The organism is Ruminococcus flavefaciens, from assembly GCF_900108555.1.
GTDB classification, from domain to species: domain Bacteria; phylum Bacillota; class Clostridia; order Oscillospirales; family Ruminococcaceae; genus Ruminococcus; species Ruminococcus flavefaciens_P.
On sequence record NZ_FNWV01000001.1, the window covers coordinates 377,285 to 399,662 of the forward strand.

At 44.6% G+C, this 22,378-nt stretch carries 20 protein-coding genes and 1 riboswitch; of the genes, 9 read left to right on the forward strand and 11 right to left on the reverse strand.

Annotated elements, in window-relative coordinates:
* Positions 1 to 115: 115 nt before the first annotated feature.
* The 3 genes from BLW60_RS01625 to BLW60_RS01635 form a co-directional block, all read right to left on the reverse strand.
* Positions 116 to 1,756, reverse strand: coding sequence for a glutamate--tRNA ligase (locus BLW60_RS01625; protein WP_074714158.1), 1,641 nt, complete (start codon positions 1,754 to 1,756; stop codon positions 116 to 118).
* A 176-nt stretch (positions 1,757 to 1,932) separates the two neighbouring features.
* Positions 1,933 to 2,187 (reverse strand): hypothetical protein, encoded by a 255-nt coding sequence (locus BLW60_RS01630; RefSeq protein ID WP_074714159.1) that lies wholly within the window; start codon positions 2,185 to 2,187, stop codon positions 1,933 to 1,935.
* A 195-nt stretch (positions 2,188 to 2,382) separates the two neighbouring features.
* Entirely contained in the window at positions 2,383 to 2,886 is a 504-nt protein-coding gene (locus BLW60_RS01635) for a peptidoglycan-binding domain-containing protein (protein ID WP_074714160.1), read from the reverse strand.
* Between the two features lie 184 nt (positions 2,887 to 3,070).
* On the opposite strand from BLW60_RS01635, the gene BLW60_RS01640 reads away from it, so the two are divergent.
* Entirely contained in the window at positions 3,071 to 3,676 is a 606-nt protein-coding gene (locus tag BLW60_RS01640; protein ID WP_074714161.1) for a hypothetical protein, read from the forward strand.
* A gap of 152 nt (positions 3,677 to 3,828) precedes the next feature.
* On the opposite strand, the gene BLW60_RS01645 is transcribed toward BLW60_RS01640, so the two are convergent.
* Together BLW60_RS01645 and BLW60_RS01650 are read right to left on the reverse strand one after the other, a co-directional pair.
* Complete coding sequence (locus BLW60_RS01645) at positions 3,829 to 5,220, reverse strand: peptidoglycan-binding protein (protein ID WP_074714162.1); 1,392 nt, start codon at positions 5,218 to 5,220, stop codon at positions 3,829 to 3,831.
* A gap of 3 nt (positions 5,221 to 5,223) precedes the next feature.
* Entirely contained in the window at positions 5,224 to 5,955 is a 732-nt protein-coding gene (locus tag BLW60_RS01650; protein ID WP_242872807.1) for a carboxypeptidase-like regulatory domain-containing protein, read from the reverse strand.
* 143 nt (positions 5,956 to 6,098) lie between these two features.
* Here BLW60_RS01650 and BLW60_RS01655 point away from each other — a divergent pair, with 143 nt between their 5' ends.
* From BLW60_RS01655 to BLW60_RS01665, 3 genes are all read left to right on the forward strand, one after another.
* Entirely contained in the window at positions 6,099 to 7,724 is a 1,626-nt protein-coding gene (locus tag BLW60_RS01655) for a spermidine synthase (RefSeq protein ID WP_074714164.1), read from the forward strand.
* Between the two features lie 167 nt (positions 7,725 to 7,891).
* Entirely contained in the window at positions 7,892 to 8,326 is a 435-nt protein-coding gene (locus BLW60_RS01660; protein ID WP_074714165.1) for a hypothetical protein, read from the forward strand.
* Between the two features lie 24 nt (positions 8,327 to 8,350).
* Positions 8,351 to 8,821 carry a peptidylprolyl isomerase gene (locus BLW60_RS01665; protein WP_072949511.1) on the forward strand — a complete coding sequence of 157 codons (471 nt, stop codon included), beginning with the start codon at positions 8,351 to 8,353 and terminating at the stop codon, positions 8,819 to 8,821.
* A 39-nt stretch (positions 8,822 to 8,860) separates the two neighbouring features.
* Here the strand turns inward: BLW60_RS01665 and BLW60_RS01670 are convergent, their stop codons facing one another.
* Positions 8,861 to 9,511, reverse strand: a complete 651-nt coding sequence (locus tag BLW60_RS01670) for a hypothetical protein (protein WP_074714166.1) — start codon at positions 9,509 to 9,511, stop codon at positions 8,861 to 8,863.
* A 443-nt stretch (positions 9,512 to 9,954) separates the two neighbouring features.
* Entirely contained in the window at positions 9,955 to 13,140 is a 3,186-nt protein-coding gene (locus tag BLW60_RS01675) for a GDSL-type esterase/lipase family protein (protein ID WP_074714167.1), read from the reverse strand.
* A gap of 326 nt (positions 13,141 to 13,466) precedes the next feature.
* Here BLW60_RS01675 and BLW60_RS01680 point away from each other — a divergent pair, with 326 nt between their 5' ends.
* The 4 genes from BLW60_RS01680 to BLW60_RS01695 are packed head-to-tail and all read left to right on the forward strand — an operon-like array spanning position 13,467 to position 15,446.
* Complete coding sequence (locus BLW60_RS01680) at positions 13,467 to 13,796, forward strand: helix-turn-helix domain-containing protein (protein ID WP_074714168.1); 330 nt, start codon at positions 13,467 to 13,469, stop codon at positions 13,794 to 13,796.
* A gap of 5 nt (positions 13,797 to 13,801) precedes the next feature.
* Positions 13,802 to 14,029: a helix-turn-helix domain-containing protein gene (locus tag BLW60_RS01685; RefSeq protein ID WP_074714169.1), complete on the forward strand. Its 228-nt coding sequence runs from the start codon at positions 13,802 to 13,804 to the stop codon at positions 14,027 to 14,029.
* Positions 14,030 to 14,044: 15 nt separating this feature from the next.
* Complete coding sequence (locus BLW60_RS01690; RefSeq protein ID WP_074714170.1) at positions 14,045 to 14,731, forward strand: JAB domain-containing protein; 687 nt, start codon at positions 14,045 to 14,047, stop codon at positions 14,729 to 14,731.
* 1 nt (position 14,732) lies between these two features.
* Positions 14,733 to 15,446 (forward strand): JAB domain-containing protein, encoded by a 714-nt coding sequence (locus BLW60_RS01695; RefSeq protein ID WP_074714171.1) that lies wholly within the window; start codon positions 14,733 to 14,735, stop codon positions 15,444 to 15,446.
* Between the two features lie 26 nt (positions 15,447 to 15,472).
* Here the strand turns inward: BLW60_RS01695 and BLW60_RS01700 are convergent, their stop codons facing one another.
* From BLW60_RS01700 to BLW60_RS01715, 4 genes are all read right to left on the reverse strand, one after another.
* Entirely contained in the window at positions 15,473 to 15,904 is a 432-nt protein-coding gene (locus tag BLW60_RS01700) for a hypothetical protein (RefSeq protein ID WP_074714172.1), read from the reverse strand.
* An 11-nt stretch (positions 15,905 to 15,915) separates the two neighbouring features.
* A complete protein-coding gene (gene metK / locus BLW60_RS01705; protein WP_074714173.1) occupies positions 15,916 to 17,100 on the reverse strand; it encodes a methionine adenosyltransferase in 1,185 nt (394 codons plus the stop codon).
* A gap of 67 nt (positions 17,101 to 17,167) precedes the next feature.
* Positions 17,168 to 17,271, reverse strand: a riboswitch (SAM riboswitch).
* Between the two features lie 493 nt (positions 17,272 to 17,764).
* Positions 17,765 to 19,198, reverse strand: coding sequence for a sensor histidine kinase (locus BLW60_RS01710; protein WP_242872808.1), 1,434 nt, complete (start codon positions 19,196 to 19,198; stop codon positions 17,765 to 17,767).
* Positions 19,185 to 19,862 carry a response regulator transcription factor gene (locus BLW60_RS01715; protein WP_074714174.1) on the reverse strand — a complete coding sequence of 226 codons (678 nt, stop codon included), beginning with the start codon at positions 19,860 to 19,862 and terminating at the stop codon, positions 19,185 to 19,187. The genes BLW60_RS01710 and BLW60_RS01715 overlap by 14 nt, the downstream gene beginning before the upstream one ends.
* 238 nt (positions 19,863 to 20,100) lie before the next feature.
* Here BLW60_RS01715 and BLW60_RS01720 point away from each other — a divergent pair, with 238 nt between their 5' ends.
* Positions 20,101 to 22,362, forward strand: coding sequence for a putative bifunctional diguanylate cyclase/phosphodiesterase (locus tag BLW60_RS01720; RefSeq protein WP_074714175.1), 2,262 nt, complete (start codon positions 20,101 to 20,103; stop codon positions 22,360 to 22,362).
* Positions 22,363 to 22,378 lie beyond the last annotated feature (16 nt).

The following is a 22,378-nucleotide window of genomic DNA, read 5'->3' on the forward strand; positions in this document are numbered from 1 at the left end:
TTAGGCGCGGACTGCCAAAGGCAGCCCCTACAGCACGTTCATGTTAATTGCATTTGTAAAGCACGGGCGCACGGAATGCGCCCCTACAAACTAATGGCTAAAGGCAAATAGCTCATCAAGCGAATGCCTGAAGACGCTTGCGTGTTATCTCCTCGCCCAGAACATGGCTCACTTCCCAGATATCCGGAGCATTTGCGTGTCCTGTTAGAGCTATACGGAGCATATTTGTGATATGGACGATACTGCCCTTGAACTGGTCGGGATTTTTCTTGTAGTCCTTAGGCTTTACTGCAAAGCCCATTTCCTCGGTTATAGCCTTTACCTTGTCGAACCATGCAGCACTGTCATCGCTATGGTCATAAGAAGCAAGGTACTTGCCGAAGAACTCCTTCACTGTTGCTTCATCGCACTCCTCAGGCATAGCATCAGTTACCTTGAATGTCTCGTCATAGTAGAAGCTCATGAAGTCGCAAGCCTGCTTCCATGTTTCGATATCACGTCTCGGCTTTGCACCGCCTCTGCCTACATTGAGAGCAGCAAGAGTTCTCTCGGGGTATTTATTGATAAGGTCTGCGAAGTCCTTGTCGTACTCGCTGCACCATTCAAGCCAGCCGTCATAGACCTGCTGTGCAGGCATACGGCAGATGACGTTCTTGGAAATATCACGGAGCTTGTCAAGGTCAACAAGTGCGCCTGATACGGACATCTTCTCCAAAGTATACGGGAATTCGTGATAATCTGTCTCAGGATTTGCAATACGCCATTCCTCATAGTTGGAGTTGAGCAGAGTGAGCAGGAACTCCCATATAGCGTCCTTGCTGATACCCTCCTGCTGATAGTATGAAAGTGCAAGCTCGGGATCCTTACGTTTTGAAAGCTTACGCTTGCCGCCTGTTTCCTCATCTATCTTCATAAGAGTTGCAGTGTGACAGTACTTAGGCTGCTTCCAGCCGAGTGTGTTGAAAAGCTCAACGTGCATAGGAAGTGATGATATCCACTCCTCGCCTCGTACTACATGAGTTGAACGCATGAAATGATCGTCGATAACATGAGCGAAGTGGTATGTGGGGATACCGTCACTCTTGAGGAGTACGAAATCCATATTGTTTCTCGGCATTTCAAGCTTTCCGCGGATAGCGTCCTCAACAGCGATAGTTTCACCTGTCTCCTGACCTCTGAAACGAAGCACCCACTCCTTGCCTGCTTCTATATTAGCCTTTATCTCATCAAGACTAAGATCACGGCACTTTGCATACTTACCGTAAACTCCGGGATTTTCCTTGTTTGCAGTCTGCTGCTCGCGGACAGCCTCTATCTCCTCGGCAGTCATGAAGCACGGATAAGCAAGTCCTCTTTCGGTGAGGAGCTTTGCAAATACGTGGTATATATCCTTACGCTGTCTCTGACGGTAAGGACCGTATTTTCCGTTGTCGCCCTCTGCTGTAGCACCCTCATCGAAGTGAACACCGAAATAGTCCATAGCGTTGATAACTGTCTCAACAGCTCCTTCAACTTCACGCTTGTTGTCGGTATCTTCTATTCTAAGGAAGAACACGCCGTTTGACTGGTGAGAGATACGCTCACCGATGATAGCGTTGTAAAGGTTTCCGAGGTGTACAAATCCCGTAGGACTTGGTCCTATACGTGTAACATTAGCTCCCTCGGGAAGCTGTCTCTCAGGGAAACGAGCCTCGATATCCTCGGGAGTATCCTTGACATCGGGGAAAAGATAGTCTGCAAGTGCTTTATAATCCATAGTATCAATCCTTTGTAAAATTTCCGCCTGTCCGATGACAGACAACATTTAAGTTATTATATCACATATCTGTTTTAAAGTCAAATTTTAAAGAACAGATATCACAAAAAATATCAGACTAAAAAATGCATAAAAAAGCTCTCCAAATGATTGGAGAGCTTTTATTAATATTATAATCAAGCTTTCTTAATGATTCCTGGAGAACCACAGTTATTGCAATAACCAACTTTATATTTCATACCATCAATTGTAATAGTTCCATAAACGCCGTGAATTCCACAGTTATGATTGCAATACTGAGGCGGCATATAAGCCTTTGCTGTAAATGTTTTATTAGCCTTAGATGAACTATTATTTGTTATAACTGATCCTGCGCCGAGAATAGTAAATGCCATAGCTGCTGCTGTGATCTTTTTGATTACGTTTTTCATTTAATTCCATATCCTTTTAATATATTTAAAGTCGGCCGTCTTTATGTATCAAGTTATATAGCATTTAATACACATTGTCAACACTTTAAGTGCATTTCAAACAGTTTTTACCCTTTCAGTGTGAAATACAAATATTTTTGTTCATTATTTAAAAAATATATCTTCTTAGGGTGGTCAAAGTCGTTAAACAAACAATTATTTGCTTGACAGAAACCGCACAAGCATATTCCATGTTATGCAGTCCACGCAGCCGCTTTCCGTAAGTCCGCAGCATTTCTGAAAGCTTTTTACAGCCTTTTCCGTCTCAACATCATATTCACCGCTCACGCTTACCTTCGGCATATTATCATACCACGCCGCAGCTTTCCAGAGCATAGCCTGTATTATGTATATCAGCTCTCCGCTGTCGCCTAATGCTGCACTGTATATCCTTGACGGAAATACACTGTACGGTTCGGGTTCGCCGTCAAGGCAGTCCCTGTAGACCGATACTATTTTATTCCATGCAGCAGTATCTGTCTCGCCTGTAACAGGAAGCCCGTAGACACGCTGAAAGGCTTCCACAGCCTTTGCGGTCTCTTTATCGTATATGCCGTCGGGAAGTATCTGCGGTATGCGCTTGTCAAAAAGTGATATGCCGTAGAGATAGCCCTGTAATTCGCGGATATGTTCCTTTTTCTGTTCTTCTGTATAGGGCATAATATCAGCTCCTTTTGTATTATAATAAGTAGTTTTTTGGCTATATTTCGTTCACTCTTATTTTTTCTCCTTTCACTCTTATTTCGTTGTTGATACGCTCAAAAGTGTGTAGAATAACAACTGTAAGATAAATACGGGAAACACCGTATAAAAAATTGTTCTATATTGAAAGGAAGAAAAAAACATGAAAAAAACATTAAAAAAGGCACTCTGTACCACTCTCGCAGCTGCATCACTCACAGCATTCGTAACTATCCCATCAACTGTAAACACACCTGAGTCCGGCTCTTCACTCGTTAACGTTATGGAAGCTGATGCAGCAAACGCACTCAAGTATTTCAATTGCTGTTTCCGTTTTGCTCCTGACGGAAAAAACTACAATGTTACAGCATACGACTTCAAACTGCTGAAAGACTTGAAGGCAAGAAAAACACCTGACGGTGCAACTATCAAGAAGTACAAGAAGGGAAGCGTTATTCGTATTTCTACGATCAGATACGAAGAATACACAAAAAAGGAATTCCGTGTATGGGGATATTCTGCAGTTGAAGGTGCATGGTTCTGTCTCAACAGAACATACTGCGGTCCCGAGAACCCATGGCCATGGACAGAAGATCAGGCAGAATGCATCCATAAAACATATGGCAAGGATATAACAAAGTTCCTTAATATGGTATCTAATCAGTCAAATGAACAGTTTTTCGATAATTTGAAGTCAAATCCTGCAATACTGGTTCATCCGTTTAAGACTCCTCTCGGTTTGCGCGTAGAGTTTGATATACAGAAGTAATAATAAAGATGATCTCTCCCCTCCCCGTGAGGGGAGTTTTTATTGTCATTTGTACACGGGCGGCGTTCCGCCGTCCCTACACGCTAACGGATCGGACTGCCAAAGGCAGCCCCTACAATTCTACTGTCAACTTACTACTAACTACTTTCTAATCATTTGATAGTGTATCCCGGGTTCTGATAAGGACGCTTATCGAACCCGTAACGCAGGTCGGAGTACACTCCTGCTATGCTGTCCCATGTTACAGCTCCCACTATGCCCGAAGGTTCTATGCCGAACTGACGCTGAAAAGCTGTTACGGACTGCCTTGTAAGGGGACCGAAATAACCTGTGTCGCTGACCGCTGGGATATTCGGGTAGCTCCTGTTGATGTATGTGAGGTACTGCTGTATTATCTTTACTGACTCACCGCTTGCGCCCTCACGGAGCACAGTATTCGGATAAAGCGCAACGTATGTATACTGCGGCGGTACGCTTTCAACTATGCCCTGATAGGCTCTGAAAAGGTCGTTCCTTGTAGCTCTGTCAACTACTCCCGTCTGCGGAAGTCCGAAAACTCTCTGAAAGGACTTTACCGATCGCTCCGTCTGCTCACCGAAATAGCCCGTAACCTCAACAGGCATAACAGCTTCGTAATACGCTCCAATTACAGCAAGATAGTATTGCAGCATACTCACCTCTATGCTCTGCATACCTATCTTCAGTTCTTCCTTGAACTGCGGCGATATTTCGTCAAATCTCAGTCCCTCGGAATCAAGCTCCGCAAGATGCTTTACGCTGGTATAGATATAGCTTATCCTATACCACGTTGCCGCATTTACCGTACCTGTTTCCTCAAGACCGAATATCTGCTGAAACTTCCTGACAGCGTTCTCGGTCGCTGTATCGAATATTCCGTCAGCAGCAGGTATCTTCGGTATCGCAGGGAAATTCCTCGATATACGGTTGAGCCACACCTGTATGAACTTCACATCATTCCCGAATGAACCGTTTTTCAGCTCCGTATCGGGATAGGACGGCATTGCTGTCTGTACGGGAGCATTTCTCACTATGTCGATATTCTCGCCGTAATAGTATTGCAGTATCTCATATGGCGTATAGCCGCGGTTGGCAAGCGTCACCGTCCCCCACTGCGAAAGTCCCTCACAGGTAGTCGTTGTACCGTTGCAGAACGCCGTAAACAGCGGCTCAACGCTCCCCTGCCGCCTGACATAATCGTTGAAAAGCTCATCTACAAGGTGGCTGATATTCTCGAAATACTCCCTGCCGTTTATGAATTTCTGATCAAACTGAGTCGTGGCTGTTATGTCGAAATCGTAACCTCTCGAACGGTACCACTCGGTATATATTCGGTTCAGCGCGAAGGACACTATTGCGTATATATTGGCTCTGAGAGCGTTCTCTGGCCATGTGGGATATATCTCGCTGGACGCAACATTCTTGATATATGAAGCAAATCCCACCGTTACATCGGGAGCATTTGAATCGGGAGTTCCTAAATGTACAGTGATAGTCTCAGGTATGAACGGAGTGCCTGTAAGCATCGCTCACTCCTTTCCGCTGCCGAAATTTGGCTCTGCATTGTAATAAGTCATAGTCTCGTCGGAGCTGTTCATCATAAGCGGAACAGGTATCAAATTGAAGTTCTGGACAGAGGTTATGCCCGAAAATACAGGTACATCAACGCTCCTCGCTCTGAAAAAGCCATCCGCCGTCACGGTGACATCAAAGAGATTATACGGTCTTTCATCTGGGGAAGGCTCCTGCGAATGTACAAGGTCGGGTACAGGCAGAGTAAATTTCGGAGCAGTACCGCTTTCGTCAGTCACTCCCGATGCAAGAACGAGCCTTTTGCCGTCAACTACCGCAGTAACCGCTACCATAGCTCCTGCGACTGCCGATGTATCGTCGCCTGTACGAACATTTACCTGTATATAGCCTTTTTCAGTACCGAGAAGTTCCTCCGCATCATATTCTGGGGGCTCACTGTCATTGTTTGTATCTGTACCGAGATCGGTATCAAGCTCCGAAAGATCGGGCTCGGGGAAACGGCTGTTATAGTCCTCCTCTGCACCGTTTAAATCCTCGTCAATATGCTCGGCATAAGCTGTATCATCTGGAGCATCTTCATCTACCTCGTTTATCTCCTCAGGCTGTGTATCGTATTCGGGAGCAGCTTTCGTAAGCTCCTCTGCCGTATCGTTTGGAGAAGTGCTTCTGCTATAGAGCTTCATCATCTCCTGCTTGTATTTTTCCATATCGAGATTACCGTTATTCATATTATCTCCTCCTGCTAAAGCATATGTATTGCTCAGCTGTATTATGACTTGATAAAATCAATACACTCAAAACATTGATTTATCAGCGAAAATGTGTTATACTAATAAACGCAGTAATTTTGAATGTAATACAGGAGAATTTTATGAAAAACAGATCGGTCAGCACATCGGCTGAAAAAAAGCCGCTTCCCAAAATACTCAGAAACAAATGGTACTTATACATCACGGAATTCTTTGCAGGTATGTCCGTTATGGCTGTAGAGCTGGGCGCAAGCAGACTTCTTGCACCCTATTTCAGTTCATCGCAGATAGTCTGGACTATCATAATCGGTACGATAATGATAGCCATGGCTCTCGGAAATATCTACGGCGGCAGAAGTGCCGACAAGAACCCCGATCCCGATAAGCTCTACGGACGCATACTTATCGCTTCAATATGGATAGCTGCTGTACCGTTCATAGGCAAGCTTGCTATCGCAGGCATTGCAGGACTCCTTGTTATCACGATAAACACTAACTTCCTCATATGGGCGGCTTTTCTGACCTGTATGGTGGTATTCGTCTATCCACTGTTCCTGCTTGGTACGGTAACTCCCTCACTGGTAAAATACACCGTTGACTCACTGGACGACAGCGGAAAGACTGTGGGTACTCTCGGTGCTGCAAACACTATCGGCTCTATCATCGGTACTTTCGTTCCCACGTTCATATCCATACCTGCGGTTGGAACTGCCGTTACTTTCCTTATCTTCGCAGGCATAATGCTCATCATAGGACTGATCTACTTCATAAGCTCGAAACGCGGAGCTGTTAAAACAGGCATTGCGGCTGCGCTTTTCATCGTCTGCTGCTTCACTTCGCCTATAATGGGCTTTGCATTCTGGGAAAAGGACCTTGCCTATGAGGGTGAATCCGTCTACAACTACCTACAGGTAAAGGACTACCCCGAGCGCACCGAGCTTTCCACAAATGTGCTTTTCGGAGTTCAGTCCGTATACATGAAATCAGGCGAGCTGACAGGTATGTACTACGATTACGCTATGGCTGCTCCCCTTATGACAGCTTCTCCCGATGACGCGGATATACTTATCCTCGGCATGGGCACGGGCACTTACGCAAAGCAGTGCTCCACCTATTTCAGCAATATCACCGCCGAGGGCGTGGAAATAGACGACAAAATAACCGATCTGGCTCACAGCTACTTCGAGCTGCCCGACAATATCAGGGTCACTACCTATGACGGCAGAGCCTTTCTCGGGGGCTGTGACAAGAAGTACGATATCATCATGGTGGACGCTTATCAGGATATAACTATCCCCTTTCAGATGTCGTCAAGGGAGTTCTTCACGCTCGTAAAGGAGCACCTCAATGAAAACGGCGTAATGGTCGTAAATATGAATATGCGCTCGGAGAGCTCCGACGGCATAAACGGCTGGCTTTCGGACACTATCGCTTCCGTATTCGGGAATGTATACACTGTTGACGTTGAAGGCTCTACAAACCGCGAGCTTTTTGCTTCCGATAATGGCAGCATGACCGATATCTTCGCAGAAAATATCGACTCGCTGAAAAACGATGACCTCAGCAGGCTCATGACTATGGTAAAAGCTTCTCTTGTGCGCTACAGCGCAGGAAAACACATACTCACCGATGATAAAGCTCCTGTGGAGCTTCTCGGCATGAGGGTAATTGACGATATCATACAGGAAGAGCTCGTTTACTACAAAGAAGCCTTTGCGGAAAAAGGCATCAAGGGACTTCTCGAATAGCACCTCTGGCGGACGATTCCAAGCGTCCGCCTTTTTTGTGAATAAACTATTAAAAACTCACTCCGTGTTTCATACTATGACGGCATGAAACTCTTGACAATACGCCAATATTGGTTTATAATATTATATAATCTTTTTTCAGCTAAGGCTGAGGGACGGAGGAAAATGTGGAAAGAAACAGGATAATCTCTTTATTTCTGGCTTTTATTGCAGCAGGTCTCGTTGTGCTCGCAGGCAAATCATGTACAGAGGACATAATCAAGACTAACAAAGAGAACCGTGCAAAAAATACTACTACAAGGGAAGAACCGCATCTTATCACAGAGGATAATGTGATAACTCCTGCTCAGAGCCAGTTATCTCCCGATAACCAGTCAGGCACTGCACTGCCCGCGGAAGAGCAAGAAACAAGGGAATATGTTACTGTTACAAATCTTTTCGGCGAAGTTGTCGAAACTATCCCTGTAACAAGCCCAGAAGAAGCCAACGTACCAACTACTACCCTTTCTATACTCGATGAGTATAATCAGGGCAGACCTGAACCTGAAAATGTTACGACCTATATCAAGCCTGCTGAGAAGATCGTTATCGAAATGGACTGATAATTTTTTACGGAGGAAATAACAATGGTAGTTATCGAAATGGAAAACGGCAAGAAGATCAAGATAGAGCTTTATCCCGATATCGCTCCTATCTCATGTGAAAACTTTGAAAAGCTTGTAAAACAGGGCTTTTATGACGGTCTCACATTCCACAGAGTTATCCCGGGATTTATGATACAGGGCGGCTGTCCTAACGGTACAGGCACAGGCGGTCCCGGCTGGCAGATCAAGGGCGAATTTGCTGCAAACGGCGTTAAGAACGACCTCAAGCACACAAGAGGTGTACTCTCAATGGCTCGTTCAATGATGCCTAACTCAGCAGGCTCACAGTTCTTCATCATGCACGAGGACGCTCCTCACCTTGACGGCAACTACGCTGCATTCGGCAAGGTAATCGAGGGCATGGAAGTGGTTGACGAGATAGCTGAGTGCGCTACAGACTACAATGACAAGCCAACAACTCCACAGGTAATGAAGAAAGTTACTATTGAATGATCGAAAATTAATTAAGGGCGGATTTTATCCGCCCTTAATTTATATACACAGATATCTGCTAAGTGGGTTTATGAAAGCCAGTGCAATTCCCGATACAAGCGCTATGCTGATCTGTTTCGGAGTACGATAAAGTACTGCAACGGCTGCTGCAAATATAACAGTATTTACCCAGCTTCTGAACGTAAAATAAAATCTTCCAATGCTAAAGCAGTATACTGCCATTACATAAATTATCAGTGCACATATGACTATTGATACGACCTTTCCGCTTTTTGCGTACCAGCATACAGCTCCCAGAACAGGTGAAACAGCTGTAAGCAAATACCATTTCATCATATAGTCCGACGGGTCAAAGCCAGCAAAGATGATAGTATACAGATGATAAGAAATACACATTCCCACAAAGAAAAGAAAAACGTTTATTGCGGCTTTTATCGGATTAAAGCTGAATACAGCTATCGCCAGAGCGATGAGCAGCCATATTGCCATTTCCGAAAATAAAATCCCGAGGTCAAGCTTTTCAATTATCCTATGCCACCATATATCGCTGTCTATTTCAAGATTATCCAGCCATTTTGCAAATATTCCCAATCCTGTTCCGAATACCAGAACCAGAAATGACATCAATACAGTCAACGGCTTATTGGATATTTTCAGCGGCTGCCTTATTTTGTTAAGTGCTTCTGTCATTAGTATGTCTCCTTTTGAATGTAATCTCACTAAATTATATCTCAAATGCAAACTTTTGTCAATAAACAGCAGTAAAAAACAGGCTCCGCTTTAACCGTGGTACTTATATAGAATTTTATACTTTTTATCGGGGAAGAACCTTTCTGAGGAAAGGTTCTTCCCCGAACCCCTTTCCAAAGACTTTTTAGCTGATTTTTTCTCAGATAGGGAACACTCATAATAAAAAAGCCCCGCAAGTAATACGGGGTGTGCCCTATCTGAGAAAAAATAAAACCAGAAGTTTTAGGAAGGGAGTTTGAGGGTGACTCCCCACAGTGTGGGGAGATGTCACGCAGTGACAGAGGGGACCGCCTCTGTCAAAGGAAACCTTTTTCAAAAGGGTTTCCCTCAATACAAGGTACAAAACTGCTATATGGGTATCGTGGTCAAAGCGAATTATATCTTTACTTCAGGTAAGAAGCCAGTCCGCTTATATTCTGCTTTCTTATCTCTCCTGCGACAAGTCCTGCAACTATATTTGCGCCCTTTTCGCAGAAGTGAGTACCGTCTGTAGAACCTGAAACTGCTCCCATAAGGTGATAGCTCTTGGCTGTATCATAGCCAACTGAGTTGTAATGGTTCACCATGAGAGTATTGAGGTCGATGCATGGTATGCTGTACTTCTTTGCAAGATTGTAGCAAGCCTCATTGTAATTGGTGTAGCTGTTGACAAATCTGCCGTTTGAGTAAGCCTTCATGCCGATAGTAGTAGTTACAAGTATCGGAGTTGCTCCCTTGTCCTTTGCGGACTTGATGAACTGAGTCATATACCACTCGTATGAGCCCGATGACGGATTATCAACATTTCCGCAGGTAGGTGCATATCTGTCAGCATTTGATGCACCTGCATCATTAATAGCAAACTGTATCATTACGAAATCGCCTGTCTTGAGGCTGTCGGCAATAGTCTGCCATCTGCCCTCGTCATAGAACTTCTTGGAGCTTCTTCCTGCTATGGAGTGGTTTGCAACAGTGATATCGCTGTTGAAGTAGCTCTGCATATAGTAGCCCCAGCCCTGCTGCGGAGCATATGACTCACGGTAGCTCTGTACAGTTGAGTCACCTGCGATATAGAGTGTGTGCTGACCGCTGCCTGTGTTCTGCTGCTCCTGTGAGGGATCATATACCTCGGCATATGGCTCATCTGTAAGGATAAGCTCTATGTAGTCAAGGTTAGGTCCGCCCTCTGACATTGCAGACTGGAAAAGGATAGTGTTCTTTCCTGCCTTGAGAGGAAGAACTATTCCGAACTCGTTCCAGTCAGTCCATGACCCTGTGCCCGGGAATGACTGCATCCAGCAGCTGTCCATATTATTATTGACAAACAGCTTCATCTTACGGTCGCTTGTTGAACCGTTGGCGAAGCGGATATGTGTCATGTAGTTTCCGTCCTGAGGAACATTAACTGTGAATGTGATATTGCTGTCGATTGTATTGTCAAGATTTACGTAACCGTCCGATCTTGTGTAACCGCTGTTGACAGTCTCGGTCACGCCGTTTGTCCACACCTGATCTACTGCGAAATACTTCACGGGAACAGGAGCTGTTGTAGTCGTTGTCGCAACGGCTGTTGTCGTTGTAGTAGTCGGTGCTGCTGTGGTGGTAGCAACTACTACATTGATAGGTTCGGGAAGTGTATCAAGTCCAAGCAGACATCTTTGTATGAACATAGCATCGTTGACTGTCATACCGTCGCCATTGCCTGTAACGTCTGCATTCAGACGTCCGAAGTTGGTGATAGCATGGCTGTCAGAACCGCCTATATCGTACTTGTTAGGGTTTGCAAGAGCCTGCATTATAAGAACTATATCCGACATATCCACTGTGCCGTCACAGTTGGCATCACCGTACTCTATGAAGAAGTCGGGGATATTTGCGAAGTTGAAAGATGTTGTGGCAGGCTTGACTTCCTCGGTAGTCGTAGTCACAGTAGCTGTGGTAGTAGTTGATGTAGTAGTTGTAGTTGTGACCGCAACATCAGCGACCTCAATCATCTCCCACTTCTGGCAGTTGTGTCCGTTTACTTCCCACTGCTGGATATTAGCACCGTTATTTGTAGCTGCACTTCCTACCTCAACAGCAGAAGCGTCTCTTGAAGCTCTTGTGAGGATAGTAACTGTGCCGTCGCCGTTGTCCTGGAACTTGAAGAACTGGTCGCTGTAGCCGTTCTTTTCAGCAACTACCATATTTGCGCCGTTATCGCGGCTTCCGTTGTCAACATAGAGATAAAGGTCGGCATTGCTTGGCTTTATGTAGAAATAATCGCCTGTAGCCTGTACGCACTTCCATGTATTATGTGGCTGTGACGAGCTTGCGCCCCACTGCTGGACATTTGCGCCGCTTGCTGTGCTGCCGTCAGCCACTTCCATATAAAGTCCGCTGTTGACGTTCTTGAACATATAGCTCACATCAGCATTAGGGTGGATAGGCTCTCTTGCAGGAGCAGACAGCTCCTCAGCCATTATCTCAGCTATCTTCTGAGCACCCATTTTGCTCTGGTGGAGGTCATCGTTTGAGCCGTTTGCCTGTATAGCGTAGTATGAAGCCATACCGTCATAGCCTACGGAAAGTCCGAAGTTCTGCCATTTTGTGAACAGGTCAACTACTCTGACGTTTTGCTCGCTGCCTATCTTGTCAAGAGAACCGCCGTACCAGCGTCCTGTAAGTCTCGGACTGCGCTGTAAGTCGCCGCGTCTGCCCTGCTGCTTTACAAGAATTACCTCCATGCCCTTAGCCTTTGCGCGCTTGGTCATATCGGTAACTGTATTGTAGTACTCCGTCTCGTTGGAGTAGTTGGAATCATTGATACCAATGGAGATTATGTAGTAATCTCCTGCCTTGCCGTAGGTCTCTATAGGAGCGAACTGTCCTGCGTCAACAAATCCCTTTGCGTACTGTCCGCTGGTAGCCATATTGCGAACTTCGTAATTGCTGCCGAAGGTCTTTCCGTTGAAGAACTGTCCCCAGCCGTGCTGTGAGGTGTCTGCGCAGTTATAGTAATTAGCAACTGTAGAGTCGCCGCATATCCATACCATAGGCGGCATTTCGCCCGTGGTGTTTATCTGAGTTATCTCGACCGCCGAAATGGACTGCTCTCTGCCGCTCATACCTTCAACAGCCTGTATATTGAGCTGTCCGTCGGTTACAGGCAGCTTCACTGTCTCGGTAGCTCCCCTGCCTGTCAGGTTCATCATCTGGACCATGCCCTCAAGCTTGATCGTAGTGCGAGGTGCATTGCCTATGATCACCTTTACTTCGTACAAGCCCTTTGGAAGGTCAACATTGAATGTATTTCCTGCGCCGTAGTTATTGAATTTTACCGCGTCTGCAAGAACTCCGCTGCCTCCTGCGGAAACGTTGGACACATTGCCTGTCTGGGCGAAGCCGTAGCCCCTGCCTGCATTATAGCCGTCGGTAGCGGAAACTCCCGTATAACCGCCTGCCGCGCCGCTGCCGCCAAAATCAAACTTCCAGCTCGAAGCTGCCTTTGCTCCTGTCGGTCTGAAAGAGTCTGTAACACCAAGTCCTGCGAATGCAGAAAGTGACAGAGCGAGAGAGGTAAGACCGCTGAGCAGTTTTTTTGCTTTCATAAAACTCCTCCAATTCCGTACAAAATATGTACAATTTCTCTATTTTAATTATATCACCGAAAATTTCATAAGTCAACATATTACATATGCATTTTTGAATTATCTTTACTATTTTTTGTTGCTTTTTAACAACTATTCTACATATAAAAATATCGGAGTGGAGAAAAGTTTCATTGTAATTTCTGGTGCAAAAACCTTTCCTGTGTCATTTCAAAGCACATATTTGTGCTTTATCTTTTGTACAATAACACATACTTTCAAGATATTCAACACAAAATTGTGCTATATGATAAAATGTTCATAACACAGATTTGGGAGTTGATAAAATGAATTACGGGAGAGTACGTGACCTGCGCGAGGACGCTGATATAACACAGAAAGAAGCCGCCGAAAAGCTTTTTCTGCACCTTACGCAGTACAGACGCTATGAATGCGGCGAAAGCGAGATACCGCTTCACATTGCAATAAATATAGCAAAGCTCTACGGCGTATCGCTGGATTATATCGCAGGGCTCTCCGATGATAAGCGCGGTCTTACAAAGTCAGCTCTGACTGCAAAAGAGACCACTCTTGTAAACGGCTTCCGAAAACTCAGTTCCACCGATCAGGGCAGGCTGCTGGAAAGGCTCGAAGTTCTTCTCGGCGATGAGGAGTGATACCCGTGTACTTTCAAAGACTGAAAGACCTGCGTGAAGATAACGACATGAACCAGACACAAATTGCCGAACTGCTCCACACGAGCCAGACGATGTATTCACGCTATGAACGTGGGTATCGCACTATCCCTGTTGAGCACCTGCTCATACTTGCGGATTTTTACGGAGTTTCCGTAGATTATATACTTGGCAGGACTAACATAAAGAACATCAATAAAAACAAGAGAAAATAGCAAAGGAGGGGGCATATGGACAGCAAAAATCCTCACGCAGGTCACAGAAGCCGCATGAGAAAACGTTTTCTTGCTTCGGGCTTTGATGCGTTATATGAACACGAGCTCCTTGAGCTTCTGCTGTTTTACGCCCGTCCTGTGGTGAATACCAATAATATCGCTCATGCACTCACAGACGAGTTCGGCTCGCTCGGAAAGGCTCTCTCCGCCGATAAGGACAAGCTGTGCGAGATTGACGGCATGGGCAGCAGCGGCGCGCTGTTTATGAAGCTGATGTATGATTTCAGTACAAGTTACCTGAAACGCTCCCACAGCAGCGAAACTCTCAACACCGTAAAGCAGCTTAGCGACTGCATTTCCGAGCAGTTCAGCAGCTCACAGGCTAAGATATGCAATATTCTCTGCCTGAGTTCTCAGTCCGAGCTCCTGCGCAGTATAACTCTGCCTGTTGATGATATCACTAAAGGCAGCATCTCCCAGAAGGAGCTTGCGGCTATGATACTGAAAAGCGGTGCTTTCAGTGTCTGTATCGGTCTCAATCACGGAAACGATCTTGCACTCCCAAACGACAGCGACTTCATAGTTACACGTATTTTCGCTGAGATACTTTCTGCAATTGGCATATCGTTCAGAGACTGCATAATATACGGTAACGAAAACTGCTTCTCAATGCGTTCAAACGGCGCATTTTCATTCAGATAATATGGCTGATAAAGAGAAAAAGCTCCGCAGGGAGCTTCTGAGGAACAAATATAACGATAAAGGCTTCGATGCTCTCACCGAGGAAGAAAAGCTGGAGCTGCTGCTTTCGTTCTCCTGTACAGGTGATACTGCACAGCTTGCAAAGGAGCTCCTCAGCGAATACGGCAGCATAAATGCCCTTGCCGATGCTGATACCGAGCTTCTGATGAAAGATAAAAAAGTGAGCGAACAGGCTTCCGTGCTTATTAAGCTTATCCCCTGTCTCAGCCGTACTCTCTACCTTGAACGCTTCAAAATAACCACTCTGAACAGTTCAGACTCGGCAAAAAGTTTCTTTACAAGCCATTTCATCGGTGCTGTCGGCGAACAGCTCATAATCACTGCGGTAAACAAGCGTTTTCGCGTTGTAAATACGAAAGTTCTGGCATTCGGTTCACCGTCCCAGACCTACGCTTCTTACCGTGATATAGCGGATTTCGCAGTAAAAAGCAGCTGCACGATATTCTTTATGGCGCATAATCACCCTCAAGGCGTATCACGCCCCTCTGACAGCGATATACTCTTTACGAAAAATGTTTCAAATACACTTTTGCGGCTCGGTTCAGTTCTGGCTGACCACATAATCATAGGTGCTGACAGTGCTTTTTCATTCAGAGAAAGCGGACTTATCCCGAATTTTTCATCATCAACGCTGACAGGTTATAGCTGTAAATAAGAAAAGCTCCCATATGGGAGCTTTTCTTATTCTATAACTTTTGTCTCCGAAGTTGTTGACTTTTTAAGCGTAAACTCGGTATGAGTCGAGATATTCTTCTCGGGATCGTTCTTATCGGGTGTTGTCGAATGTATTATAAGCTTTATATCGCTGAATGCATCAAGTACCTTTGAAAGCCTGTAAACAGTCTCACGAAGTATATCCACCTGATGATCGCAGTATATCCTGCCGATAGTCGACTGAGGATTACATTCAAAAAGTGCATACATAAGGCTCAGCACCTGCTCGCAGCATTTAGGCGTTTCCATGACACCGTTTATCATTTTGAACTTCATGTCGATCGAACCGTCCAAAGCTACAAACTCAGCCATTTCGGAATTGCTGGCATATCTGCTGAAAATATCGATCAGAACTGCATTTGTAAATTTAAGTTCAGCATAATTTTCAAGCTCTGCCATATCATCACTCCTTATGAAAGAGCAGCCTTGAGTGCGTCAACTCTGTCAGTCTTTTCCCAAGCTACGCCCAGATCCTCACGTCCCATATGACCATAAGCAGCAAGCTGTCTGTACTGTGGCTTTCTGAGGTCGAGCATCTTGATTATAGCTGTAGGACGAAGATCGAATACCTTTGAAACTGCCTCTGAAAGCTTTTCCTCATCTACCTTGCCTGTGCCGAATGTATCAACAAGGATAGAGATAGGTGTAGCAACACCGATAGCGTATGAGAGCTGTACCTCGCACTTGTCAGCAAGACCTGCTGCAACGATATTCTTTGCGATATATCTTGAAGCATAAGCAGCACTTCTGTCGACCTTTGTCGGATCCTTACCGCTGAATGCTCCGCCGCCGTGACGTGAATATCCGCCATATGTATCAACGATGATCTTACGGCCTGTAAGACCGCTGTCGCCCTGAGGACCGCCTACTACGAAACGTCCTGTAGGATTGATGAAGAGCTTTGTATCCTTGTCCATAAGCTCAGCAGGGATAACTGCCTTGATAACGTACTCCTCGATATCCTTGCGGAGCTGCTTGAGTGAAACATCAGCTGAGTGCTGAGATGATACAACAACTGCATCAACTCTTACAGGCTTGCCGTTATCATACTCAACAGTTACCTGTGACTTTCCGTCCGGGCGAAGATAACGAAGTGTACCATTCTTACGTACCTCAGTAAGCTTCAGTGAAAGCTTGTGAGCAAGTGAGATCGGGAGCGGCATGAGCTCGGGAGTCTCGTTACAAGCGTAACCGAACATGATACCCTGATCTCCCGCACCGTTTGAAAGTCCGTCGGACTCATTGTTTTCTTCTCTGTATTCAAAAGCTTCATTAACACCCATAGCGATATCAGGTGACTGTTCATCAATAGATGTAAGAACTGCGCAGGTGTGTCCGTCAAAGCCGTACTTAGCTCTGTCGTAGCCGATATCACACACAACCTGACGAGCGATCTTAGGAATGTCAACATCAGCAGATGTTGTGATCTCGCCCATACAAAGGATCATACCTGTTGTAACACAAGTCTCGCAGGCAACACGTCCCGTCTTGTCCTGTTCAAGTATAGCGTCAAGCACTGCGTCCGAGATCTGGTCACAGATCTTATCGGGATGTCCTTCTGTTACTGATTCCGAAGTAAAAAAGCATTTACTCATTGATAAAACCTCCTGAAAAATAAAAAAACTTCTCTATCCGAAAAGAGAAGTCATAGTTACACTAATGTCCTCATCTTTCGGAAAAACCGCAGGAATTAGCACCTTCGACTCATTACGTTCGGGTTGCTGCGACTTCACAGGTCCTGTTACCTCCGTCGCTCTTGATAAGGTTACTAGTATATTATACACCATTGTCCGACTTTTGTCAATAGCAAATGACAATTTATATTGAAAAACATATATAAAACAAACGAGCTTCCGTAATAGGAAGCTCATCTGCCATGATATAGGGATTATTGGGGATTTAATAATTTAATGTTGGGGTAAACATTAAACTACCATGAAAATCAGCTTCGGGATTTCTCCCTCAGCAAGTATATTATAGCATAGGATTATGTATTTTCTGTGAAAAAACCAAATGAGCAGCACACAAAATTATCAACGCATCATTCGATTTTGTGTTAAAAATGCACAAATTCTGATTTTTCCGCTTGTCCTTACTATACTTGCCGTAAAAAACATACAACGAATTATCGCCTGTAAACAGTGCTTTTTAGTTTTTAAATACCGCTTTCAGAGGTCATAAGAACTGAAATATTCCTGCAAGAACGGATACCGAGTTCACACCGTCAGGTACTTTCATACATTTTCGTTCAGACCTTACTTATTTTATATCACTTATCTTGAACCAGAATGTAGAGCCCTTGCCAAGTGTACTGCGCACACCGTAATCATAGTTGTGCATTTTCAGAACTGCTTTAACGATAGATAATCCCAGTCCCGTACCAACGACCTCGCGCTTATGATTTTCAGAGCGATAGTACTTATCAAAAATAAGCTTTATCTTGTCCTCTTCGATACCGTCGCCTGTATCCTCTACTTCTACCACAACGCCGTCAGGCTGATTTATCTGTCTTACAAAGACCTGTTTATCCTTGCCCGTGTAGTTTATAGCATTGTTTATAAGGTTGTATATTACCTGCTCTATCTTTACAGGATCACAGCACACCGTTTTCTCCTCATCGGGAGTAAAATGTATCTGGTAGCCGTTTTTCTCGGAAAGTCCTTCAAAACGGTCAATTATCTCGTTGAGCTTGCCCCTGATGCCGAATTCGGAAGGCGAAAGCTTCTGCTTTCCGCTTTCAAGCTTTGAAAGGTCGAGCATATCATTTACAAGGAGCGCAAGACGATCGGTCTCACTTATGATTATTTCAAGATGTTCATTTCTCTTTACGGGATTATCGCCCGAAAGATCGCGTATCATCTCCGCATACGCCTTCAGCATGGTAAGAGGAGTCCTAAGATCGTGAGAAACGTTTGCGATAAGGTCTCTCTGCATGGTATCTACCTTTGAAAGCTCCTTTTCCGCATATGTAAGCGTATCAGCAAGCTTTTTTGCTTCGAGATATCCTCTTCCGTCGAATTTCGTGTTGAAATCGCCCTTTGCAAGCTGTTCTGCGGAAGTAGTTATCCTGTCTATCGGATCAGCTATCCTTTTTGAAAGATACAGGGATATCACAAACGCAAAAACGATCAGTATAACTGTAATCAGCATTAGCTGACCTTTTATTATGCTGATAGCTGCTCCTACAGGCTCAAGCACAGCATTTATGAGAAGATAGCCGTCACATTCTTTTATTCCGATAGTACAGCCATACAGCAGCATATCGTATCCGCTTCTCGGATTTTTCAGTCTCAGCTTTATTATACCGCTGTTAGATTCGTCTATTTTATCTTTAAATTCACGCAGATTTGTAAATCTCTCATGGATTATGCAGTCACCGATAACATGATTTTTTTTAGCCTGATTGCCATATTTGTCAAGTACTTCAACACAGAAGTCATTATCTACCGACATGGTATTTATCTTCCTGTAGAATTCCTCTTCATTTCCGCTGTTATAGGACTCAGCAATGGACTCCATGCACTTTGAAGCCGTGCTTATCCTCATTCTTTCATAGAAATCCTCAAGGAACAATATCTGGAACAGCCACAGAAGTGTGAATACCACGATAGTAAACAGCACAAAATACAGCCATACCTTAAATTTTAAAGGTATGCGCGAGCCTGCGTGTTTAAAAAACTTAATCTGCTTCAAACTTGTATCCCATTCCTCTCAGTGTAACGATGAATTTACGATACTCACCAAGACTGTTTCTGAGCATTTTTATATGTGTATCAACTGTTCTGTCATCGCCAAAGAAGTCATAGCCCCATACTTCTTCAAGGAGCTTGTCTCTCGAAAGAGCGATATTCTTATTTTTAACAAGATAAAAGAGAAGATCGTATTCCTTTGGAGTCATGGAAGCCTTTTCGCCGTTTACATATACTTCTCTTCCTGCTATATCCACTTCAAGACCTTCAAATGCGAACTTATCCTGTGCAACAGTTTCTTCCTGACGGGTATTGCGTTTCAGTACTACCTTTACTCTTGCCATAAGCTCCTTTGGCGAAAATGGCTTTACTACATAATCGTCAATGCCTATCTCAAATCCGAAGAGCTTGTCGTACTCCTCACCTCTTGCGGAAAGCATGATGACAGGTATATTCTTTGTCTTGTGTATCTCCTTACAGGCAGAATAACCGTCAAGGCGCGGCATCATAACATCCATTATAATAAGGTCATAATCATTATCATGGCAAAGATTTACAGCTTCCATGCCGTTTTCAGCTTCTGTGACCTCATAGCCTTCAAATTCAGCGTACTCGCGTACGACCTTTCTAATATTCATTTCATCGTCAACGATCAGGATATGAGCCATATTTTTTACCTCCGTGTATACAGCTTTCATTATTATTACGCATAAAGCACAGCCGCAGCCATACTATATTTATATTATAGCATTATATCAGATAAAAGTGTATATTCGGTGAAATTTTCTTGTACATTTCCGTCAATTTTATCAAAAATAGTAGACCGGTTTAAATTTTTGATTGACTTTTTCAGTAATTTTTGCTATAATGTATTTGGATATTTGTGTATGAAGGGAGGCGGTATCTATGAGAAGAACTTTCAATCCGCTCGCAGCATCAGTCATAATAGTCGCAGCCAGTGCTCTTGTTATAGGATACTGCATTCTAAACCCTGAATATGCGAAGGATACGCTCATAATATATGTATGTACTATGGTCTGCGCTACCCTTATTCTCGCAATATCAGGCTGGATATATAAAAACAAAAAAACATCTATAGACGAAAAAGAGATAACCAACGTAATCGAGAACCTCAACACCGAAATGATAATCTGGTCCGATAACTTCTCTTATGTCTATATAAATAAAAAGCTCCGTGATCTTCTTGGCATAAGCTCGGAAAAATCCGACAAAAAAGAAGCTGTATGGACTGCCTTCGGAATAAATACTCCCGATGCAAGCGCACTGGGAAAGATAGCAGGAAGCTACTCATACGAATCAAGCTTCCGAAACCCCCAGGGAAACCTTGTCTCTATCGCATGGAGCACCTCTCCCGTCAAGAAATTCAAGAAGCAGTGGATACACCTCAGTACAGGCTTCAACCTTACAGAGCTGAAAAAAATGCGTGTAAATCTGGCAAGTGCCAACGACTTCTTCAATTCCTCAATGGAGCTTGCCGAGATCGGTCTTATAATGAGCACCGACAGAAAGATATACCGTGCATCGCCTGAGCTTGTTCGTATGCTCGGTCTGCGCAACAGCACTATAAATGTAAATGAGTTCCGCGCACTGGTACACCCAAATGACAGGATACAGTTCGACGGTGCTATCAAAAACAGGGATATGTCGGAGATAAAAAATATCGAGATACGTCTCAGAAGTGCTGACGGCTCTTACCGCTGGTATTCTTACCGTTTCAAGTCTATCCCGGGAACGGGCAATACACTGCCGCTGTTCGGCGGAGCTGTCATTGATGTAACTCAGGAGCACGAAAAGGATATGCTCATCGAGCGTCTCGCGTACATCGACGAAGTTACCGAGATCGCCAACCGCAACAGACTTGTTAGCATGGGACAGGAAATATACGATTCCTGTAAGATACTCAATTACTCATTCTGGATGATAGTCCTTGATATCGACAGATTTCATATCATCAACGATACTATCGGCTATTCAAACGGCAACTACGTGCTGAAAAATTTCGCACACATACTTTATAAGTTCGTTACTCCCGGCGGTCTTGCAGCAAGAATAAGCGGTGACAACTTCGCTCTCCTGCTGAGAGATTACGGCGACGACGAAATGCCAACACGTACAGTCAAATCCATACAGGAGGAATTTGCAAAGCTTGCCGTTGACGAGCTTGCTTCCATTAGCCTTACCTGCTCGGCAGGCTATTCAAAGATGCCAGAGGACGGCAGTTCCTTCCTCGATGTTATGGAACACGCCGAGTTCGCCCTCAAGTCCAACGACGGAACTCAGGGCAGCATATGCGGCTATGAGCCAAGTATGCATGATTCCATCATCGGCAACACCGAGCTTGAAAAATCTCTTGCTCTTGCTATCGACAACAACGAGCTCCAGCTTTTCTATCAGCCTAAGATCGACCTTTCATCAGGCAGGATCATGGGCGTTGAAGCTCTTATACGCTGGATAAAGCCCGACGGTACGATAATCACTCCCGATTCCTTCGTACCTATCGCTGAAAGCTCTCACCTTATAAGCAAGATAAGCGAATTCGTACTTAACGAGGGCTGCCGCCAGAATAAACTCTGGCAGAAAATGGGCTACCCAAATATAGTTATGTCAATAAACTTTGCTTCATCGGACTTCTATCAGAACGATCTCCGCGAAAAGGTATTTGACGCTCTTGCAAGATCAGGACTTGATCCTAAGTGGCTGGAAGTCGAGCTTACAGAGACTCTCGCACTCAGCGATATAGATTTCGCGGTAAACCAGATGAACAAGCTGCGCGATCTCGGCGTAAAGCTTGCAATGGACGACTTCGGCACAGGCTATTCTTCACTGAGTTATTTACAGATACTGCCTATCACGCTTTTGAAGCTGGACCGCTCTTTCATAACCGATATCGAGCATGACAATATCGCTTATGAGATAGTCTCGGCAGTAATCCGTATTGCAAAATCAAAGAAGATCGAAACTATCGCAGAAGGTATCGAAAATACGGTTCAGGAGTCTATCCTGAGAATGGCAGGGTGTGACTATGCACAGGGCTATCTCTACGGAAAGCCCATGCCGCCCGAGAAGATACAGGAATTCTTTGAAACAAATGAAAAGAAAAGCCGTGAAATCAACGAAAAACGCAGTCACAGCAATAAGAAGAAATAACAGCTTTTAAGGGGAT

What these genes read in the sequence shown, in the direction of transcription:
- BLW60_RS01625 (WP_074714158.1), bottom strand. Translation starts at nt 1,756, where the DNA reads ATGGATTATAAAGCACTTGCAGACTATCTTTTCCCCGATGTCAAGGAT.
- BLW60_RS01630 (WP_074714159.1), bottom strand. Translation starts at nt 2,187, where the DNA reads ATGAAAAACGTAATCAAAAAGATCACAGCAGCAGCTATGGCATTTACT.
- BLW60_RS01635 (WP_074714160.1), bottom strand. Translation starts at nt 2,886, where the DNA reads ATGCCCTATACAGAAGAACAGAAAAAGGAACATATCCGCGAATTACAG.
- BLW60_RS01640 (WP_074714161.1), top strand. Translation starts at nt 3,071, where the DNA reads ATGAAAAAAACATTAAAAAAGGCACTCTGTACCACTCTCGCAGCTGCA.
- BLW60_RS01645 (WP_074714162.1), bottom strand. Translation starts at nt 5,220, where the DNA reads ATGCTTACAGGCACTCCGTTCATACCTGAGACTATCACTGTACATTTA.
- BLW60_RS01650 (WP_242872807.1), bottom strand. Translation starts at nt 5,955, where the DNA reads ATGAATAACGGTAATCTCGATATGGAAAAATACAAGCAGGAGATGATG.
- BLW60_RS01655 (WP_074714164.1), top strand. Translation starts at nt 6,099, where the DNA reads ATGAAAAACAGATCGGTCAGCACATCGGCTGAAAAAAAGCCGCTTCCC.
- BLW60_RS01665 (WP_072949511.1), top strand. Translation starts at nt 8,351, where the DNA reads ATGGTAGTTATCGAAATGGAAAACGGCAAGAAGATCAAGATAGAGCTT.
- BLW60_RS01670 (WP_074714166.1), bottom strand. Translation starts at nt 9,511, where the DNA reads ATGACAGAAGCACTTAACAAAATAAGGCAGCCGCTGAAAATATCCAAT.
- BLW60_RS01675 (WP_074714167.1), bottom strand. Translation starts at nt 13,140, where the DNA reads ATGAAAGCAAAAAAACTGCTCAGCGGTCTTACCTCTCTCGCTCTGTCA.
- BLW60_RS01680 (WP_074714168.1), top strand. Translation starts at nt 13,467, where the DNA reads ATGAATTACGGGAGAGTACGTGACCTGCGCGAGGACGCTGATATAACA.
- BLW60_RS01690 (WP_074714170.1), top strand. Translation starts at nt 14,045, where the DNA reads ATGGACAGCAAAAATCCTCACGCAGGTCACAGAAGCCGCATGAGAAAA.
- BLW60_RS01695 (WP_074714171.1), top strand. Translation starts at nt 14,733, where the DNA reads ATGGCTGATAAAGAGAAAAAGCTCCGCAGGGAGCTTCTGAGGAACAAA.
- BLW60_RS01700 (WP_074714172.1), bottom strand. Translation starts at nt 15,904, where the DNA reads ATGGCAGAGCTTGAAAATTATGCTGAACTTAAATTTACAAATGCAGTT.
- metK (WP_074714173.1), bottom strand. Translation starts at nt 17,100, where the DNA reads ATGAGTAAATGCTTTTTTACTTCGGAATCAGTAACAGAAGGACATCCC.
- BLW60_RS01715 (WP_074714174.1), bottom strand. Translation starts at nt 19,862, where the DNA reads ATGGCTCATATCCTGATCGTTGACGATGAAATGAATATTAGAAAGGTC.
- BLW60_RS01720 (WP_074714175.1), top strand. Translation starts at nt 20,101, where the DNA reads ATGAGAAGAACTTTCAATCCGCTCGCAGCATCAGTCATAATAGTCGCA.